The sequence below is a fragment of the Hydrogenophaga sp. FG152 genome (genome assembly GCF_057809615.1).
Window position 1 is genome coordinate 109,176 of the sequence record NZ_JBMDKH010000013.1, and the last position, 15,093, is coordinate 124,268.

13 protein-coding genes are annotated in these 15,093 nt (G+C 66.9%); 6 read left to right on the forward strand and 7 right to left on the reverse strand.

Features of this window, described 5'->3' with window-relative positions; all coding sequences use genetic code 11:
• Positions 1-7: 7 nt before the first annotated feature.
• Genes gabT through ACODTB_RS16465 form a run of 3 tightly spaced genes read left to right on the forward strand, consistent with a single transcriptional unit; the run spans position 8 to position 3,448 of the window.
• Positions 8-1,318, forward strand: a complete 1,311-nt coding sequence (gene gabT, locus ACODTB_RS16455) for a 4-aminobutyrate--2-oxoglutarate transaminase (RefSeq protein WP_291116473.1) — start codon at positions 8-10, stop codon at positions 1,316-1,318.
• A 5-nt stretch (positions 1,319-1,323) separates the two neighbouring features.
• Positions 1,324-2,658: a type III glutamate--ammonia ligase gene (glnT, locus tag ACODTB_RS16460; RefSeq protein ID WP_366833419.1), complete on the forward strand. Its 1,335-nt coding sequence runs from the start codon at positions 1,324-1,326 to the stop codon at positions 2,656-2,658.
• Positions 2,659-2,692: 34 nt separating this feature from the next.
• Positions 2,693-3,448, forward strand: a complete 756-nt coding sequence (locus tag ACODTB_RS16465; RefSeq protein WP_291116479.1) for a BUD32 family EKC/KEOPS complex subunit — start codon at positions 2,693-2,695, stop codon at positions 3,446-3,448.
• On the opposite strand, the gene ACODTB_RS16470 is transcribed toward ACODTB_RS16465, so the two are convergent.
• The 6 genes from ACODTB_RS16470 to ACODTB_RS16495 form a co-directional block, all read right to left on the reverse strand.
• The gene (locus tag ACODTB_RS16470) at positions 3,432-3,764 is read right to left on the reverse strand and encodes a hypothetical protein (protein ID WP_488929486.1); all 333 of its coding nucleotides are present in this window, start codon (positions 3,762-3,764) and stop codon (positions 3,432-3,434) included. The genes ACODTB_RS16465 and ACODTB_RS16470 overlap by 17 nt on opposite strands.
• A gap of 412 nt (positions 3,765-4,176) precedes the next feature.
• Entirely contained in the window at positions 4,177-4,947 is a 771-nt protein-coding gene (locus tag ACODTB_RS16475; RefSeq protein ID WP_291116485.1) for a class II aldolase/adducin family protein, read from the reverse strand.
• Between the two features lie 95 nt (positions 4,948-5,042).
• On the reverse strand, positions 5,043-6,860 hold the full coding sequence (locus ACODTB_RS16480) for an OTU domain-containing protein (RefSeq protein ID WP_291116488.1): 1,818 nt from the start codon (positions 6,858-6,860) through the stop codon (positions 5,043-5,045).
• The gene (locus tag ACODTB_RS16485; RefSeq protein ID WP_291116492.1) at positions 6,853-7,302 is read right to left on the reverse strand and encodes a CesT family type III secretion system chaperone; all 450 of its coding nucleotides are present in this window, start codon (positions 7,300-7,302) and stop codon (positions 6,853-6,855) included. The genes ACODTB_RS16480 and ACODTB_RS16485 overlap by 8 nt, the downstream gene beginning before the upstream one ends.
• Before the next feature lie 172 nt (positions 7,303-7,474).
• A complete protein-coding gene (locus ACODTB_RS16490) occupies positions 7,475-7,741 on the reverse strand; it encodes a YkgJ family cysteine cluster protein (protein WP_291116500.1) in 267 nt (88 codons plus the stop codon).
• A 39-nt stretch (positions 7,742-7,780) separates the two neighbouring features.
• Positions 7,781-9,067 carry a hypothetical protein gene (locus tag ACODTB_RS16495; RefSeq protein ID WP_291116495.1) on the reverse strand — a complete coding sequence of 429 codons (1,287 nt, stop codon included), beginning with the start codon at positions 9,065-9,067 and terminating at the stop codon, positions 7,781-7,783.
• A 180-nt stretch (positions 9,068-9,247) separates the two neighbouring features.
• On the opposite strand from ACODTB_RS16495, the gene mprF reads away from it, so the two are divergent.
• From mprF to ACODTB_RS16510, 3 genes are all read left to right on the forward strand, one after another.
• On the forward strand, positions 9,248-11,839 hold the full coding sequence (gene mprF, locus ACODTB_RS16500) for a bifunctional lysylphosphatidylglycerol flippase/synthetase MprF (protein ID WP_488929487.1): 2,592 nt from the start codon (positions 9,248-9,250) through the stop codon (positions 11,837-11,839).
• Complete coding sequence (locus ACODTB_RS16505; protein WP_291119166.1) at positions 11,836-13,227, forward strand: AcvB/VirJ family lysyl-phosphatidylglycerol hydrolase; 1,392 nt, start codon at positions 11,836-11,838, stop codon at positions 13,225-13,227. The genes mprF and ACODTB_RS16505 overlap by 4 nt, the downstream gene beginning before the upstream one ends.
• 142 nt (positions 13,228-13,369) lie before the next feature.
• Complete coding sequence (locus tag ACODTB_RS16510; RefSeq protein WP_291119169.1) at positions 13,370-14,398, forward strand: hypothetical protein; 1,029 nt, start codon at positions 13,370-13,372, stop codon at positions 14,396-14,398.
• Between the two features lie 10 nt (positions 14,399-14,408).
• Here ACODTB_RS16510 and ACODTB_RS16515 read toward each other — a convergent pair whose 3' ends face one another.
• Positions 14,409-14,996, reverse strand: a complete 588-nt coding sequence (locus ACODTB_RS16515) for an NADPH-dependent FMN reductase (RefSeq protein ID WP_291119171.1) — start codon at positions 14,994-14,996, stop codon at positions 14,409-14,411.
• Positions 14,997-15,093: the final 97 nt, after the last annotated feature.

Genomic DNA, 15,093 nt, shown 5'->3' on the forward strand with positions numbered 1-15,093 from the left:
ACCTCCCATGAACGCACCGCAGAAAGCCGAGAACCTGAACGCACCGCACACCAACGCCGCCTGGCACGCGCGCCGCCAGGCCGCCACGCCGCGCGGCGTGGGCGTGTTCGGCGACTTCTTCATCGAGAAGGCGAAGAACGCCGAGTTCTGGGACATCGAGGGCCGCCGCTTCATCGACTTCGCCGGCGGCATCGCGGTGCTCAACACCGGCCACGTGCACCCCAAGGTGCAGGCCGCCATCGCCGCGCAGCTGCAGCGCTTCACACACAGCTGCTACCAGGTGGTGCCCTACACCGAGTACGTGGCCCTGGCCGAGCGCATCAACGCGCTGGTGCCGATCGACGGACCGGTGAAGACGGCCTTCTTCTCCACCGGTGCCGAGGCGATCGAGAACGCGATGAAGATCGCGCGCTCGTCCACCGGGCGCACCGGCGTCATCGCTTTCGGTGGCGCCTTCCACGGCCGCACCCTGTTCTCGGTGGCGCTCACCGGCAAGGTGCAGCCCTACAAGGCGGGCTTTGGCCCGTTCCCGCCCGAGATCTACCACGTGCCCTTCCCGGCACAGGGGGCTTCGCTCGACGAGTCGAAGCACGCGATGGAACAGCTCTTCAAATGCGACATCGAGCCCACGCGCGTGGCGGCCATCGTGTTCGAGCCGGTGCAGGGCGAAGGCGGGTTCAACGTGATCCAGAAGGAGGCGGTGCAGTGGCTGCGCGCGCTGTGCGACCAGCACGGCATCCTGCTGATCGCCGATGAGGTGCAGACCGGCTTTGCGCGCACCGGCCGCATGTTCGCCATGGAGCACTTCGGCGTGAGCCCCGACCTCATGACCATGGCCAAGAGCATGGCCGGTGGCACCACGCTGTCGGCGGTGAGCGGCAAGGCCGCGGTCATGGACGGCCCCGCGCCCGGCGGCCTGGGCGGCACCTACGCGGGCAACCCGCTGGCCATCGCGGCCTCGCTCGCTGTGCTCGACGTGATGGCAGAAGAGCAGCTGCCCGCGCGCGCCCAGAAGCTGGGTGACCAGCTCATCGCCCACCTGATCTCGAGGCGCGCGCAATACAAGACGCGCATCGGCGACGTGCGCGGCCTGGGCGCCATGGTCGCCTGCGAGTTCATCGATGCCGCCACCGGCGCGCCCGATGCCGACACCACGAAGAAGGTGCAGATGGCGGCCCTGAAGCGCGGCCTGCTGCTGCTCACCTGCGGCGTGTACGGCAACGTGATCCGTTTCCTGTTCCCGCTCACCATCGAGGACAGCGTGTTCGCCGAGGGTCTGGCCGCGTTCGATGCCGCGCTGGCCGAGGTGTTCGCTTGAGCCTCGTGGCCACGCTGGACGAGCGCATCGCGGTCCTGCGCGCGCAGGGCATCCACTCGGTGCTGGCCACCTTCACCGACCTGCTGGGTGCGCCCAAGGGCAAGCTCGTCCCGCTGGAGCGCCTGGCGCAGGCCGTGGACCAGGGCGCCGGTTTCTCCGGCCCCAGCATCGCGGGCGCCGGCCTGCCGCGCATGGGCGCGCGCAGCGAGTACATGGGCCGGGTGCGGCCCGAGAGCCTGCGGCCTTTGCCCTTCATGCCCGGCGTGGCGCACGCGGTGTGCGACGGCTATGCCGGCGGCGAGCCGCTGGACACCTGCCCGCGCCAGGTGCTGCAGCGTCAGGTGGCGCGCCTGAAGGCCGAGCGCGGCTGGACGCTGTGGGTCGGCATCGAGCCCGAGTTCTTCCTGCTCCAGCGCGATGCGCAGGGCCAGTGGCGCGTGGCCGACGGTGAGGACCGGCTTGCCAAACCGTCCTACGACCTGCAGGCCATCGACCGCAACCACGGCTTTCTGGACGAGATGCGCCAGACGCTGGATGCGCTGGGCTTCCAGCTGGAACAGATCGACCACGAGGACGCGAACGGGCAGTACGAGATCAACTACCGCCACGACGACGCGCTCGCCGCCGCCGACCGTTACCAGCTCTTCAAACTCGCCGCGCAGGCGGTGGCTCGGCGGCACGGCATGGTGTTCTCCACCATGCCCAAACCGCTGGCCCACGCGCCGGGCAGCGGCCTGCATTTCCACCTGAGCCTGACGGACGAGCAAGGCCGGCCCGTGATGGCCGACCCGGCCGGCGTGCTGGGCCTGAGCGAAACGGGTCATCGCTTCGCCGCCGGCCTGTTGCACCACGCCGACGCGCTGGCCGCGCTGTGCGCGCCCACCGTCAACAGCTACAAGCGGCTGGCCGCGAGCCGCAGCGCCTCGGGCACCACCTGGTCGCCGGTGTGGAAGGCCCTGGGCGACAACAACCGCACCTGCCTCGTGCGTGGGGTGGCCGGGCGCATGGAGTGGCGCCTGCCCGACCCGTCGTGCAACGTCTACGTGGCCATTGCCGCCACCTTGGCCGCCGGCCTTTCAGGGGTCGACCAGGCGTTGCCGTCCGTGGCGCCTTGCGAGGACGACCTGTACGAGCGCTATGCCCTGGGCGACGGCTTGCCGGCGCGCCTGCCGCGCGACCTGCTGGCCGCGCTCGATGCCCTGGCGGCGGACGCGGCCCTGCGCGAGGCCGTCGGACCGGCCTTCTGCGCCCAGTTCCTGGCCCTCAAGCACGATGAATGGGCCGCCTGGAGCCAGCAGGTGACCGACTGGGAGCGGCAGCGCTACGCCGACGCGCCCTAGCCGGTGCGGCCGGTTTCGGGATAATCGCGCCCTTGTGAGCCTGCCCGAACCGATCCCCCCTTCGCCCGCCAAGACCTGGACCAAGACCGCCGACCGGCCGCTGCGCAGCTGGGGCAAGTCGCTGGGCATCTGGGTGTTCGCGCATTTCGTGGATGTGCCCGTGCCCTGGCGCGCGGTGCGGCAGACCGATGCACGGGCATTGCTGGCCTACGAACACGAGCGCCTCGTGGCCTTGGCGGCAGCGGGCGAACACGTGCCGCCGGTGCTGGCCTTCGACGGGTTTTCGCTGACCACCGGCGACATAGGCGAGACGGTGGACCTTCAGCTGCACCGCATGGGCGAGGCCGAGCGCCTGCCGCTGATGTGTGCGGCCAGCGCCGACCTGGCGGCCTTTCACGCGCGCGGCCAGTGGCATGGCGGCGCCCAGTTGCGCAACACCACCTGGGACGGCCAGCGCTTCGCGCGGCTGGACTTCGAGGAACGCCTGCGCCCGGGCATGGCGCTGGAGACCGTGCAGGTGTACGACGTGCTGCAGTTGCTGCTCTCGCTGGCGCGTTACCTGCAACCGCTGGGGCCTGGCGCGGTGCGGGCCGTGCTGCAGGCCTATGAGCGGGGCGGCACGGGCGGGCCTGCCCTGCGTGCCTTCATTGCCCACTTGTTGCCGCGCCTGCAGCGGGTGTCGCGCATCGCGGCGTGGTCAAAGCGGCTGGACACGTCGCGCGAGCTGATGCGCTTGCGCACCGTGCTGGAAGGCATGGCGGCGTTTGTGTCGGTCAGGCGTCCTGGATAAATCTTTCCAGCTCCGATATGCAGGGCAAGTACGTCTTTCCGCCCACGGTCACAATGCCCGATTGCTTGTCAGGCAGGTGCTCCACGAACAGGGCGATTCTGTTTTGCAGCCACATCAGGTGGTTGTGCATGCGCTGTTTGACACCGAGGTAATCGCCCGGGCAGGCTGCTTCCGCGCTCTGCAGTGCCTTCTTGTAGTGACCCTGGAATGTGTTGTCGAGCAGTTCAACCAGGTCATGGCGAACCTGGTCATTGAAGGCTTGATTCGACAGGAATAGAAGACACTGCTCTTTGGCCCGTTCGATGCCCTGCGCCACTTCGTAAGCGCCTGGAGATGACGGAAATGCGCCCCCCCCCAGGCAAAGATCAGGACCTCGTACAGTTCGGGCCACGGGCGGATCATTGCGTGCACCGTGGTCTCGTAGGATTTCACCGGAGCCAGCTTGCTGCGGTTTCTTTGCTGGACGACCTCCAGGCCGGCCAAGGCATCCTGAAACGGTCGCCAGGCCTCCTGGACGTCGCTTTGCGGCAAGCTCATGCTCATGTCCAGGTCGTCGTACCAGACGCTGTTGGCCAGTGTGGAGTTGATGGAGCTGTTCATGTGCCGTCTCGGTTCTGGAACGCGGCGACGCCCGCCGCACAGGAGCAGTGGGCGGGCACGGCCTGGGGTTCGAACGGGCGTTACAGGCGCACGAAGTGGTTGCAAGCGGCCACAAAGACCAGCGAGCCTCAGGTCCGGTAACCCGGGTCCAGCCTTTCCACCTTGCGCAGCAGCGCTGGCCACGAGAGTTGAGAACCCTGGCCAGCGGTGGCGATGCGCATCACGTCGGCCATGCCGGCAAGGATGCGGGGATCGACCTGCGTGAGTTCACCACCGCCAGCCAGCGCGTCGACCTGGATGCGGCAGGTGTTCTCGAAGGTGTACATGGCGAGAAACGCGTCAGCGATGGTGCGGCCCACGGTGAGCAGGCCGTGGTTGCGCAGCACGAGGTAGTTGGCCTGGCCCAGGTCGGCCTGCAGGCGCGGCTTCTCCTCGGGGCGGAAGGCCACGCCTTCGTAGTCGTGGTACGCCAGCGAGGCCAGCACGAAAGTGCTCTGCTGGCTGATGGGCAGGATGCCGGCCTTCTGCGCGCTCACGCCCACACCGGCGCGCGTGTGGGTGTGCAGCACGCAGCCGGCTTCGGGCCGCGCCTCGTGCACGGCGCTGTGGATCACGAAGCCGGCCGGGTTCACCGGAAAGGGCGAGTCGTGCAGCTTGTTGCAGGCCATGTCGACCTTGACCAGGCTGCTGGCCGTGATCTCGTCGAACATGAGGCCATAGGGGTTGATAAGGAACTGGTGTTCGCCCCCGCTCACGCTGTCGGGCAGCTTGGCGCTGATGTGGGTGAAGACCAGGTCGCTCCAGCCGTAGGCGGCGACAAGGCGGTAGCAGGCGGCGAGGTCGCAGCGCAGCGCCCATTCTTCGGCGCTGACGACTTCTTTGAGGGAAGGGATGTGCATGCGAACGCTCCGTGGGGCAGGGCGGCCATGCTATCGCGAGCCCCGCATGGCCGCTGTCACCTGTGCATGGTGCCCCGCCACGACGGGCCCGCGCGTCAGTTCTTTTTCTTGCTTTCTTCTTCGGTCGGAAATTCGATGACGGGCGCCTGAACGTGTGTCGGCGTTCGGTCTCGAGGGCCAGCGCTTTGCCGATTTCCATTCAGTGGGGCGGTGATGGACATTTCCTGGTCGAAGGTGGCCCCCAATGTGTCGCGCCGCATGGCTTGATTCAGGGTGTCCTCGTCTTCCCACCCATCTTCTCGACGTGCCGTGGACGCCTGGACGCGCTCGAAGTGATCGCCAGTCTCGCCTCGATGCGAAACGGTGTGTCGGATGTGAACCGTTCCCTCGGCGGGTTGGTCGACGACGTTGCCATCGGCGTCGTACATGAGATCGGTGTCGCCCACGTGCAAGGCCAAAGGCTGCTGCAAGGTGCGGGCCAGACAGGGCAGCACCAGGGTCGGCAAATACGTGTCGTCCCCAGCGTAGAAGGCGGCCACGCCGTCGAGGAGGGCGCCCCGTTGCGTGTCATCGGCCAGCCATTGGCCAGCGACCCGGACGCGCTGATCGTGCGTGGTGCACGGACCGAGTGCCGTTTGCAGCCCCACGGGTAGGGTCCGAAGCAGGCGGCTGCCATCCTGCACCGGTTCGAACCCGGGCACATGGGCCTGGGCGTTCAGATGGGCAACCGCCTGCTGCAGGTGGTGTTCCACGAAGGCACGTCCCTGCGCCACCCGGTTGTCGTCCTCGCTGTCTGCGAGCCTGCGGATTTCCTCGCACAGGTCTGCCCTGAGGGCCCAGGGATCTGCGCAAACCCACTCACCGTGGTTGATCTCGCCGCCGGCAGCATGCAGCAGGCAATTGCCGTCGCCGCGTGTGAGATGTCCGTCGGCCGGCTGCCATCGGCCCTGTTTCAGGTTGAGCAAGGCGCCGCGGGCCGCCGTGGGTCCCTGCAATGCCGGGAGGTACCAGCCCTTGTCCGGAATCAGCGACTGGATCGCGTTGACGGCCAGGTTAGTGCTGATGCGGGAGCCGGCCCGCGGCAGCACCGTTTTCAGCGGGTCGGTGTGGTTGCTGGCCCAGCCTCGGCCGCGCCGGAGGCCTTCGCGAAAGAAGACAGCCAGCAGCACGAAGCCGATGGCGGCATCCAGGCCTTCGTTGGCACCGCGAAGCGCGAAGACGAACCACGACTCCATCGAGAACAAGCCCAGTTCCTGATCCATGGCGCTGAAGTTCGAGCTGAGGATGCCGCGCAGCGTCACCCAGCGGCTCAAGACGATGCTGGTGGTCGCGTACGTCACCATGCCGATGCCCAATCGCGCTAAGTGCTTTTGGGTGTCTCGCCCGCCGTCCCAGCGCAGGGCGCGTCGCGGATCCAGGCGAACCTCGGGGAAAAGGCGGTTGCTCTGGTTTTGCAGGAGCTCGCGCGTCAGGCTGTACACGACCGTGCCAAAGTAACTGGTGGCCACCCCTTTTTGGGCGTTCGCGTCCGCATCGCAGTAGAGGGCGGCCAAGGTGAGGGCGACGCAGACGACGGCGGCCGCGCCGCCGATCCACACCCTCGTCGGACGCCATCGCTCGACTGACGCGCCGGCACCGAAGACGAACGCCGTCGCGCCCCCCGAGACGACGTCCAGCGCCGCAAACGCGTGGTGCGCGCCTGGCAGGCGCTGGCAAATTTCGCGAGCACCCACGGTGGCGCCAAATCCCACCGCGCAGGCGCCGATGGTGGCGAGGCTATCGCGCACGGCCATCCAGGTGGCCGTCAGTGCCAGCTCGCCGATGCTCATCAGGGAGTTGGGTAGCACGGTCAGGGGCGGTATCTCCATGAGATTCGCGCGTCCGACCTGGGAGGTGTTCAGATGGTTACGCATGAGTCAGCCAAGCTTTCCTCCAACCGAGGGCCTGCATCGCCAGGTGTTCCAGGCGTTGTCCGAGATCTTCCGCGCGCATGTCTTGCAGGCGCTCCTCCACGCAGAGCAGCAGGTTGCGTGCCGTGTCCGCGCCAAACGTGGGCGAACCGCCGCCGTACATGGCCATGTTCAGCTGGAGCAGGGCCAGCAGCGCTTCGGCGCTGCGCGCCTCGGGCACCTGCCCGAACACGCAGTGGATGAACAGGGCATCGGGATCGATCGAGCGGTGGCTCACGATGCATTCGACGCCGTCCACCTGGAAGGTGGCGCATTGGTGGTTCTTGACATCCAGATTGAGCCATGCGTGGGCGGGCGCCACGCCCACCCGTTCGCAGGTGGCGTTGATGAGGGAGGCGAAGGCATCGCGGCCGTGCGGAGGGGGCGGGGGTGATTCGTGTTTCATCGTGACGGGTGGGCATTGACGCTGCGGTGCGCGGCAGGCTGGGGCACGGCAGGCGTGTATGCGCCTGGCGCGCCACCTGCGGGCACGAAGGTCTGAGTGGACGGTCCCCCCCGGTGGTTCGAGGCGTGCGATGCTTTCCGTGCATCGAGCGCCATGGGGAACGAGGTCCGCTTCAGCGCGCGGGCTCGGTCAACCGCTCCAGCTCACCCAGCCACTGCATCGCGTGTTCCCGGGTGCCGCCGCACATGTCGGCGTGCGGTTGCAGCGAGCCGCAGACGGCCGGGCGCTCGGGCCGGCCGAACAGGCGGCAGCGCAGCGCGGCGTCGAGGTGCGGGCAAGGCACGCCCGCCGGCTTGCCATGGGGCAGGCCGGGCAGGGGGCTGCTGATGGACGGCGCCGTGCAGCAGGCGGCGCAGCCCGGCCGACATACCTGGGCCATGGAAGCGATGGACATCGGCCGATTGTCTCGCGCCCGCTCTTATGGCGTCTTCACCTCTCCTGCCTTGATGAAATTTTTCAGCTTTTCCATGTAGTTGAAAAGAAAAGCCTTGGATTGAGAGGTCGGCAATTCTTTGTGGAACGTATCCAGCACGGACATCCATTCCGCTGGCGGGTAGAGGGCCATATAGTGCCGGCCAACTTTCGCCAGCAATTCCACGCTGCTGGATTCAATGCCTTCCAATGCCATTTTTCGCAGAAAAATGGCATGCGCTTTCATGGTTTTCTTGACGTCAGGCCGCATGGATTGAAGGAAGTCGCGCGCGGATGAATTCTTCTCCTCCAACTTCTTCATGAGCGACTCCGGTGAATACGGTATGGCCATGGAGATGGAGCAGCCGTCGAGAAAGCTGGCCTTGTCCTTGCGTTCAACGCATTGGGCCATGATGTGAAATAGAAGATTCAAGGCTTTCTGCGGCTCGCTATTGGCTGGAACTTGAACCGTCTTGAGACACCTGCCGATGACTCGGGATGCCAGATCATCGTTCATGCTGGGCAGACGCAGCATCAATTCGTTCAGCGATGGTTCGCGTCGATCCAGGGGCAGATTGTCGTATGCGGTCAATATGCAGTCCCAGTGTTTCTCCGGAGGGTTGTTCTTCGGAACTGCTTTTATCAGCGCGGGTAGAACCATCTGCCTGTGCTGCGGTGACCAGCCATTGTCCTGGATCAATGGCGGGAGAAGGTGGTCAAGGGCTGCTCCGATGGATGGACGAGGTAGGCGGCGGGTCAACGACGCCAGACATTCCCACATGGTTTTTTCCCGGGGAAATGAGGTCGCGACGAGAAAAGCCATCTTTTTGAATTGCTCAGATGTCAGATCGTGCTTGGCTGGCCAAGTGCGATCGCTAAGCCATGTGGCGTATTTCTTCACCAAAGCCACCAGTGGCTGTCGTTGCTGGGAGGCTGGCAGTTGCTCAATGGCTTTCAACACCCGATCCGTGTTGACGCGGTTCTCGTCTCCCCAATCCTTCTCGGCGTCGCGGGTGATTTGAAGTCGTTGTTGGCGATAGCGGTGCAGGATGTTGCCAAATCCATCCGTCTTCTCCAAGCATTCTCGAATGAGCGAACATTTGGTGTTCGCCCAATCATCAAGCTTCTCGGGGTCTGAAAAATGCTCAAAAACAAGTTTCGAAATGTTTTCCACCCCTTTCAGCTGGATCGGTTGGGTATCCGGTGCCTTCTTTTCAGACGGGATTGTTTGTAGCGTGTCCAACACTTCATCGGGGAAACTGAATGGGCTCTGGTTGGGTGGGAAGCTGATCATGGAGTCTGTATGGAATGAATGGCCGGGAATTGTTTCCAGGGAGATGGCCTCTCGCTGGGTGAGCCATCGAGCGACAAAAAGCAGTGGTGTGGGTCGACCACGGAGTTCGCTGGTGCATTGACGCGAAGCGGTGGACAAGGCGCGGCTTACACTGGTTCTTCACTGGCTTTGCACCTCGGCATGCAGCAACGGAACCCTCTCGAGCCCCTGACCACCACCCACCCCGAGACGCTGGTCTCCCGACTGAGCCAGTGGCGCCTGTGGGTGTACGCGGCGCTGGCCGTGTTACTGGGCGCCCTGCTGGTGCAGGCCGGCCACAAGCTCATGACCGAGTTGAGCTACGGCGAGATCGTGGACGCGGTGCGCGCCACGCCGGCCACGGCGCTCGCGTTGTCGGTGCTGGCGACCGCGGCGAGTTATTTCGCGCTCACGTTCTACGACCGCACGGCCCTGGCCTATGCGGGCGCCCAGCTGCCGCAGCGCGTGGTGGCGAAGACCGCATTCATCGCCTATGCGCTGTCCAACACCATCGGCCTGGGCGTGCTCACGGGCGGCGCGGTGCGCATGCGGCTGTATGGGGCGGCGGGGCTGGAGGCGGGCCTGGTCTCGCGCGCCATCGTGTTCAACGCCTTCGGGTTCGGCATCGGCATCGTGGTGGTGGGCGCGGGTGCGCTGGTGTGGGGCGCGGGCACGGTGCAGTCGGTGTTCGGCACGCCGCCGGGCCTGTTGCGTGGGCTGGCCGTGGCGGTGCTGCTGGCGGCGGGCGCGTTCATCGGGTTTTGCCGGCGCGGGGGCGAGACGGTGTTCCGGGGCGTGGTGCTGCGCCTGCCGAGTGCGTCGCTGGCGCTGCAGCAGTTGTTGATTTCGGCCGTGGACGTGGTGGCCGCCGCGGCCGCTTTGTGGTTTCTGCTGCCGGCCGGGGCCATTGCCTTTCCGGCCTTCGTGGGCTTCTTCGCGCTGGCGATCGCGCTGGGCGTGATCAGCCACGTGCCGGCCGGCCTGGGGGTGTTCGAAGCGGTGATGCTGTTGGCGCTGGGCCACCATGTGCCGGCCGAGCAGCTGGCCGCCGCCCTGGTGATGTTCCGCGTGGTCTACCACCTGCTGCCGCTGGCGTTGGCCGTGGCGATGCTGGCGGGCGCGGAGTGGCAGCGCGGCGCGGCCACGCCGGTGGTGAAGGCGGCGGCGAGCCTCTCGCCCCTGTTGTTGTCGGCCTTCACCTGGGTGGTGGGCGTGGTGTTGCTGGTCTCGGGCGTGACGCCGGCCACCGAGGACGCGACCGAGCTGCTCTCGCGCCACATGCCGTTGCCCGTGGTGGAGGCGGCGCACTTCCTGGGCAGCATCGCGGGGCTGGCGCTGCTGTTCGTGGCGCGCGGCATGTTCCTGCGGCTGGACGCGTCGTGGTGGGCCGGCTTGGGCCTGGCGCTGGTCAGCCTCGTGCTGTGCCTGCCCAAAGGCATTGCGGTGTCGGAAGCGGTGCTGCTGCTGGTGCTGGCAGGCGCGCTGGCGCTCTCGCGCAAGCAGTTCAACCGGCGCGCGGCGCTGTTCTCGCAGGCCTTCACCTGGGGTTGGCTGGCCGCGGTGGCGGCGGTGGTGATGGCGGTCACGGCGCTGCTGTTCTTCGTGTACCGCGATGTGGACTATGTGAACCAGGTCTGGTGGCAGTTCGAGTTCGACGGCTACGCGCCGCGTTCGCTGCGCGCGCTGGTGGCGGTGTGCCTGCTCACGCTGGCGGTGGCGCTGAGCCAGTTGTTGCGCCGGCCGCAGGCGGTGCTGGTCAAGCCCGACAGCGGTGCGCTGGAGCAGGCGGCGCGCATCGTGCGGGCCCAGCCCTCGGCGGGGGCGGGGCTGGTGATGATGGGAGACAAGAGCCTGATGGTGTCGGACACGCAGCGGGCGTTCATCATGTTCGGTCGACGGGGCCGTTCGTGGGTGGCGCTGTACGACCCGGTGGGGCCGGTGAACGAGTGGGCCGAGCTGGTGTGGCGCTTCGTGGAACAGGCGCGCGAGTCGGGCGGGCGCGCGGCGTTCTACCAGGTGCGGCCCGAGGGGCTGCCGGTGTACCTCGACGCGGGCCTGCGCGTGCACAAGCTCGGCGAATGCGCGCTGGTGGACCTGCCCACGTTCACGCTGCAGGGCAAGGCGCGTGCGAACCTGCGCCACGGCGTGGCACGCGCGCAGCGCGATGGCCTGAGTTTCGAGGTGTTGATGCCGGAGCAGGCCGTGGAGGTCTTCAGCCAGCTCCAGCTGATCTCGGATGCGTGGCTGAGCGAGCACCACACGGCGGAGAAGGCGTTCTCGCTGGGCGCGTTCCGGCGCGACTACGTGCTGCGACAGCCGGTGGCGGTGGTGCGGCAGGGCGAGCGCATCGTGGCCTTCGCCACGCTGTTGCGCACCGACCAGAAACTGGAGGCGAGCGTGGACCTGATGCGCCAAATGCCCGACGCGCCGCGCAGCGCGATGGATTTTCTGTTCGCGCAGACCATCCTGCACTTCCAGGCGCAGGGTTACCAGCGCTTCAACCTGGGCATGGTCCCGCTCTCGGGCATGGCGCAGCACCCGCTGGCGCCCAACTGGCACCGCCTGGGCCGGCTGCTGTTCAACCACGGCGAAAACTTCTACAACTTCCAGGGCCTGCGCGCGTTCAAGGAAAAATTCGACCCGGTCTGGGAGCCGCGCTACCTGGCCTCGCCGGGCGGCTTCGCGCCGTTTTTCATCCTGGCCGACGTGGCCGCGCTGATCGCGGGTGGCCTGCGCAAGGTGATCTCCAAATGAAGATGAAGACCTCGATCATCACGGCCTGTCTGCTGGCGGTGCTCGCGTCACCGGCGACGGCGCGCGCGCAGGCCTCGACGCCTGTGGCCCCGGTCGAAACGCTTTCGCACGGCAACTTCAAGAACCTGTCGCTGTACCGGCCACCGGGCGAGGCCAAGTCCTTCGTGCTGTTCCTCTCGGGCGAGGGCGGCTGGACGCCCGCGCTGGCCGCCCAGGCGCAGGCCCTGGCGGGGCAGGGCGCGCTGGTGGCCGGCATCCACACGCCGCGCCTGCTGGCCGCACTGACCAAGGACGGCGGTGACTGCCTGCTGCCCGATGGCGATCTGGAAAACCTCTCGCACTTTTTGCAGGGCTATGCGCGCCTGCCGGCCTACTTTCCTCCGCTGCTGGTGGGCGAAGGGCAGGGCGGCACGCTGGCCTACGCGATGCTCGCGCAGGCACCTGTGGATACCTTTGGTGGCGCGATCTCGATGGCCTTCTGCCCCGCGCTGGCGGTGCGGCGGCCGCTGTGCAAGGGCGAGGGTGTTCACTTCTCACGCCGTGCCGATCGGACCGCCCTCACGCTGTTGCCGTCGCCGCAGTTGCGCGCGCCCTGGACCGTGCTGCAGGGCGGCGCGAACACTGCCTGTGCCACCGCCGACGTGCAGGCCTTCGTGGGGCAGGTGCACGGCGCCGAGCTGGTGGGCGTGGCGGGTGCCGACACCACGCCGGCGCTGCTCGACGCGCAGCGCAAGCTCAGCCGGTTGCCCGCTGCGGTGGCGCTCGCGCCCGACACCGGCGTGGCCGACCTTCCTTTGGTGCCCGTGCCCTCCAGCGGCACCTCGGACACCTTCGCCGTGCTGCTCTCGGGCGACGGCGGCTGGGCGGGCATCGACAAGGAGCTGGCCGCGAAGTTCGCGGCGGCGGGCGTGCCGGTGGTGGGGCTGGACTCGCTGCGCTACTTCTGGTCGGCGCGCACGCCCGAGGGTCTGGCCAAAGACCTGGACCGCGTGCTGCGCAGTTTCGCCGTGCAATGGAAGAAGAGCCGGGCGCTGCTGGTCGGCTATTCGCAGGGCGCGGACGTGCTGCCCTTCGCGGTGCCGCGCCTGCCCCCGAGCTCGCGTGGGCTGGTGGCGCACACGGTGCTGATCGGGCCAGGCGAGAAAGCGTCGTTCGAGTTCCGCCTGAGCAACTGGGTCAAGCGCGACAGCGGCGGCCTGCCGCTCAAGCCCGAGCTGCAGAAGCTCACCGCCGGCGACACCCTGTGCGTCTTCGGCACCAACGACCGCGACACGGTCTGCCCGCGCGTGCCCACGACACAGGTGACGCCGGTGCCGCTGCCGGGCGACCACCATTTCAACGGTGAGTACCAGAAGCTGGCCGACGAGATCCTTCGGCGCACGCGCTGACTGCCGGGCGCTCGCGGTTCGCGTGGCTAGGCGAACCGTTTCGATCATGCACGCACTTCGACGGGTTGGATCGCGTGCAGCGCGTCCATCGCGACGCGCGTGTGCGCGTTTTTTTGTGACCCTTCAGAAAGTGTGTGCCTTCTTGAACTCGATCTCTCTCCAGAGCTTGCGCATCGAATCCATGTCTCTGGAATTTTTATCCTCCAATCACTCAGGCAATGCTGTGCGAGACCTTGCCGTGCGGCTGGGACTGCTCCCCCCCAGCTACCCCATGGGGAGTCAGCTCGGCACGGTGCTGGGGCATGTGGAGCACGAACTGGAACGGCGCGAGTTCGCGGCGCGGTGGCAGTTTGCAACCAGTGTGCAACCCGTGGCGAGGCAACGGTTCAACGCAGCGGACCGGCAAGTGCTGCAGGATTGGTGGGACACCACGCGGCTGGGCTTCACGCCCATGATGAGCGAGGCGACATTCACGGTGGACGACCACACCGATCTCCAGACCCGTCTGCAGCAGGTCGACGATTTCGATGAGAACGCGGTGGCTGTGCAGATGGATGACCTGCGGCGTGCGCGCGGCCGGATCGTTGCTTCGCTGGATGATTTGAAGAAGAACGAGAAGAAGCAGGTGCTTTGGCAATGGCTCGATGGCGTTTGCGCATCGGGCCTGCCAGCACACGAGCAAGCCCGGTTGATCGGAGAGTTCGCACCCCACGTGCGTGGCCTGGAGCCCACCGAGGTCGTGGAGTCGGTCTGGAACCACTGTCTCGGTGGGTTGACTGCAATCGCCCAAAGGCTGCCTCGCGATCAGGCGCTGAACGAGCAGTTGTTGCAGATCGTCGAAACCTTCCCTGTGCTCCAGAAGGTGCGCTACCCCAACAACCCCTTGGTCCTTCTTGCCGAGTGCCGCGAGCAGATGGGGCAGGCAGGGTACCCGGAGGTTGTGTCGGCTTTGTATCTCACTGCGGCACGGCAAGTCGCCGCGAGCCTGCATCAGGACGCGGAGCAAAGCCATCCTGCATTCAGCAATCTGCTTCGGCAGATTGAGCAGGGCGTCAGCGCCGGAGATGGGATTCCTCTGCAGCAGATGAGGGCGGTGCTTGACCCGGCGATTGCGCGCAGTGGCCACTCGGTGCGCACAGCGTGGGAGGCGTTTCTCGACGTGTACCGCTAAGGCCGACGTATCAAGGGGCCAAACGCTGCGCCGCCCACAGTGCCTGATCGACGACACCCTTGACACCCTGGCGCGCTGGTTCGGCCAGCTGCCCGCTGGCGTCGAAGGCCTCGCCCGCACGCGCCAGCGCGAACTGGCGCGGGGTCAGCCAGCACTGCAAATTCAATAGCAGTGGAGATAGGTGGGATAGGCTTCTCACGCCACCCAGGCCGCCGGGTGAGGCGCTCAGCAGGCCCACCACCTTGCCCGCGAAGGGCTTGAGGCCGTCGCCCCAAGCCGGGTCGCCCTTGACGGGGCTGGAGACCCAGTCGATGGTGTTCTTGAGCAGGCCGGTGTAGCTGCCGTTGTACTCGGGTGAGCAGATTACCCACGCCGGGTGGGCGTAAAAGATCTCCTTGAGGCGGACCGCGGCGGCCGGCGTGCCGCGCGCCTCCAGGTCGGCGTTGTACATCGGCAGGTCGAAGTCGGCCAGTTCGAGGTGGGTCACCGGGGCACCAGCGGCGCGCGCGAGGTCGGCGGCGACCTGGGCCAGGCGGCGGTTGTGGGACTGGGCGCGGGTGCTGCCCGCGAAGACGAGAAGGGGTGGAAGGGTGCTCATGGCCGGGATTCTGGCACCGCCGCCACGCAGCATTCCTGCGTTCCGTGAGAGGCTGCAGGGGGCAGGAAATCCCCAACGGTGGGACAATCGCAGGTTG

What these genes read in the sequence shown, in the direction of transcription:
- mprF (WP_488929487.1), top strand. Translation starts at nt 9,248, where the DNA reads ATGCAGCAACGGAACCCTCTCGAGCCCCTGACCACCACCCACCCCGAG.
- ACODTB_RS16515 (WP_291119171.1), bottom strand. Translation starts at nt 14,996, where the DNA reads ATGAGCACCCTTCCACCCCTTCTCGTCTTCGCGGGCAGCACCCGCGCC.
- ACODTB_RS16505 (WP_291119166.1), top strand. Translation starts at nt 11,836, where the DNA reads ATGAAGATGAAGACCTCGATCATCACGGCCTGTCTGCTGGCGGTGCTC.
- ACODTB_RS16485 (WP_291116492.1), bottom strand. Translation starts at nt 7,302, where the DNA reads ATGAAACACGAATCACCCCCGCCCCCTCCGCACGGCCGCGATGCCTTC.
- gabT (WP_291116473.1), top strand. Translation starts at nt 8, where the DNA reads ATGAACGCACCGCAGAAAGCCGAGAACCTGAACGCACCGCACACCAAC.
- ACODTB_RS16475 (WP_291116485.1), bottom strand. Translation starts at nt 4,947, where the DNA reads ATGCACATCCCTTCCCTCAAAGAAGTCGTCAGCGCCGAAGAATGGGCG.
- ACODTB_RS16495 (WP_291116495.1), bottom strand. Translation starts at nt 9,067, where the DNA reads ATGATCAGCTTCCCACCCAACCAGAGCCCATTCAGTTTCCCCGATGAA.
- ACODTB_RS16490 (WP_291116500.1), bottom strand. Translation starts at nt 7,741, where the DNA reads ATGGCCCAGGTATGTCGGCCGGGCTGCGCCGCCTGCTGCACGGCGCCG.
- ACODTB_RS16480 (WP_291116488.1), bottom strand. Translation starts at nt 6,860, where the DNA reads ATGCGTAACCATCTGAACACCTCCCAGGTCGGACGCGCGAATCTCATG.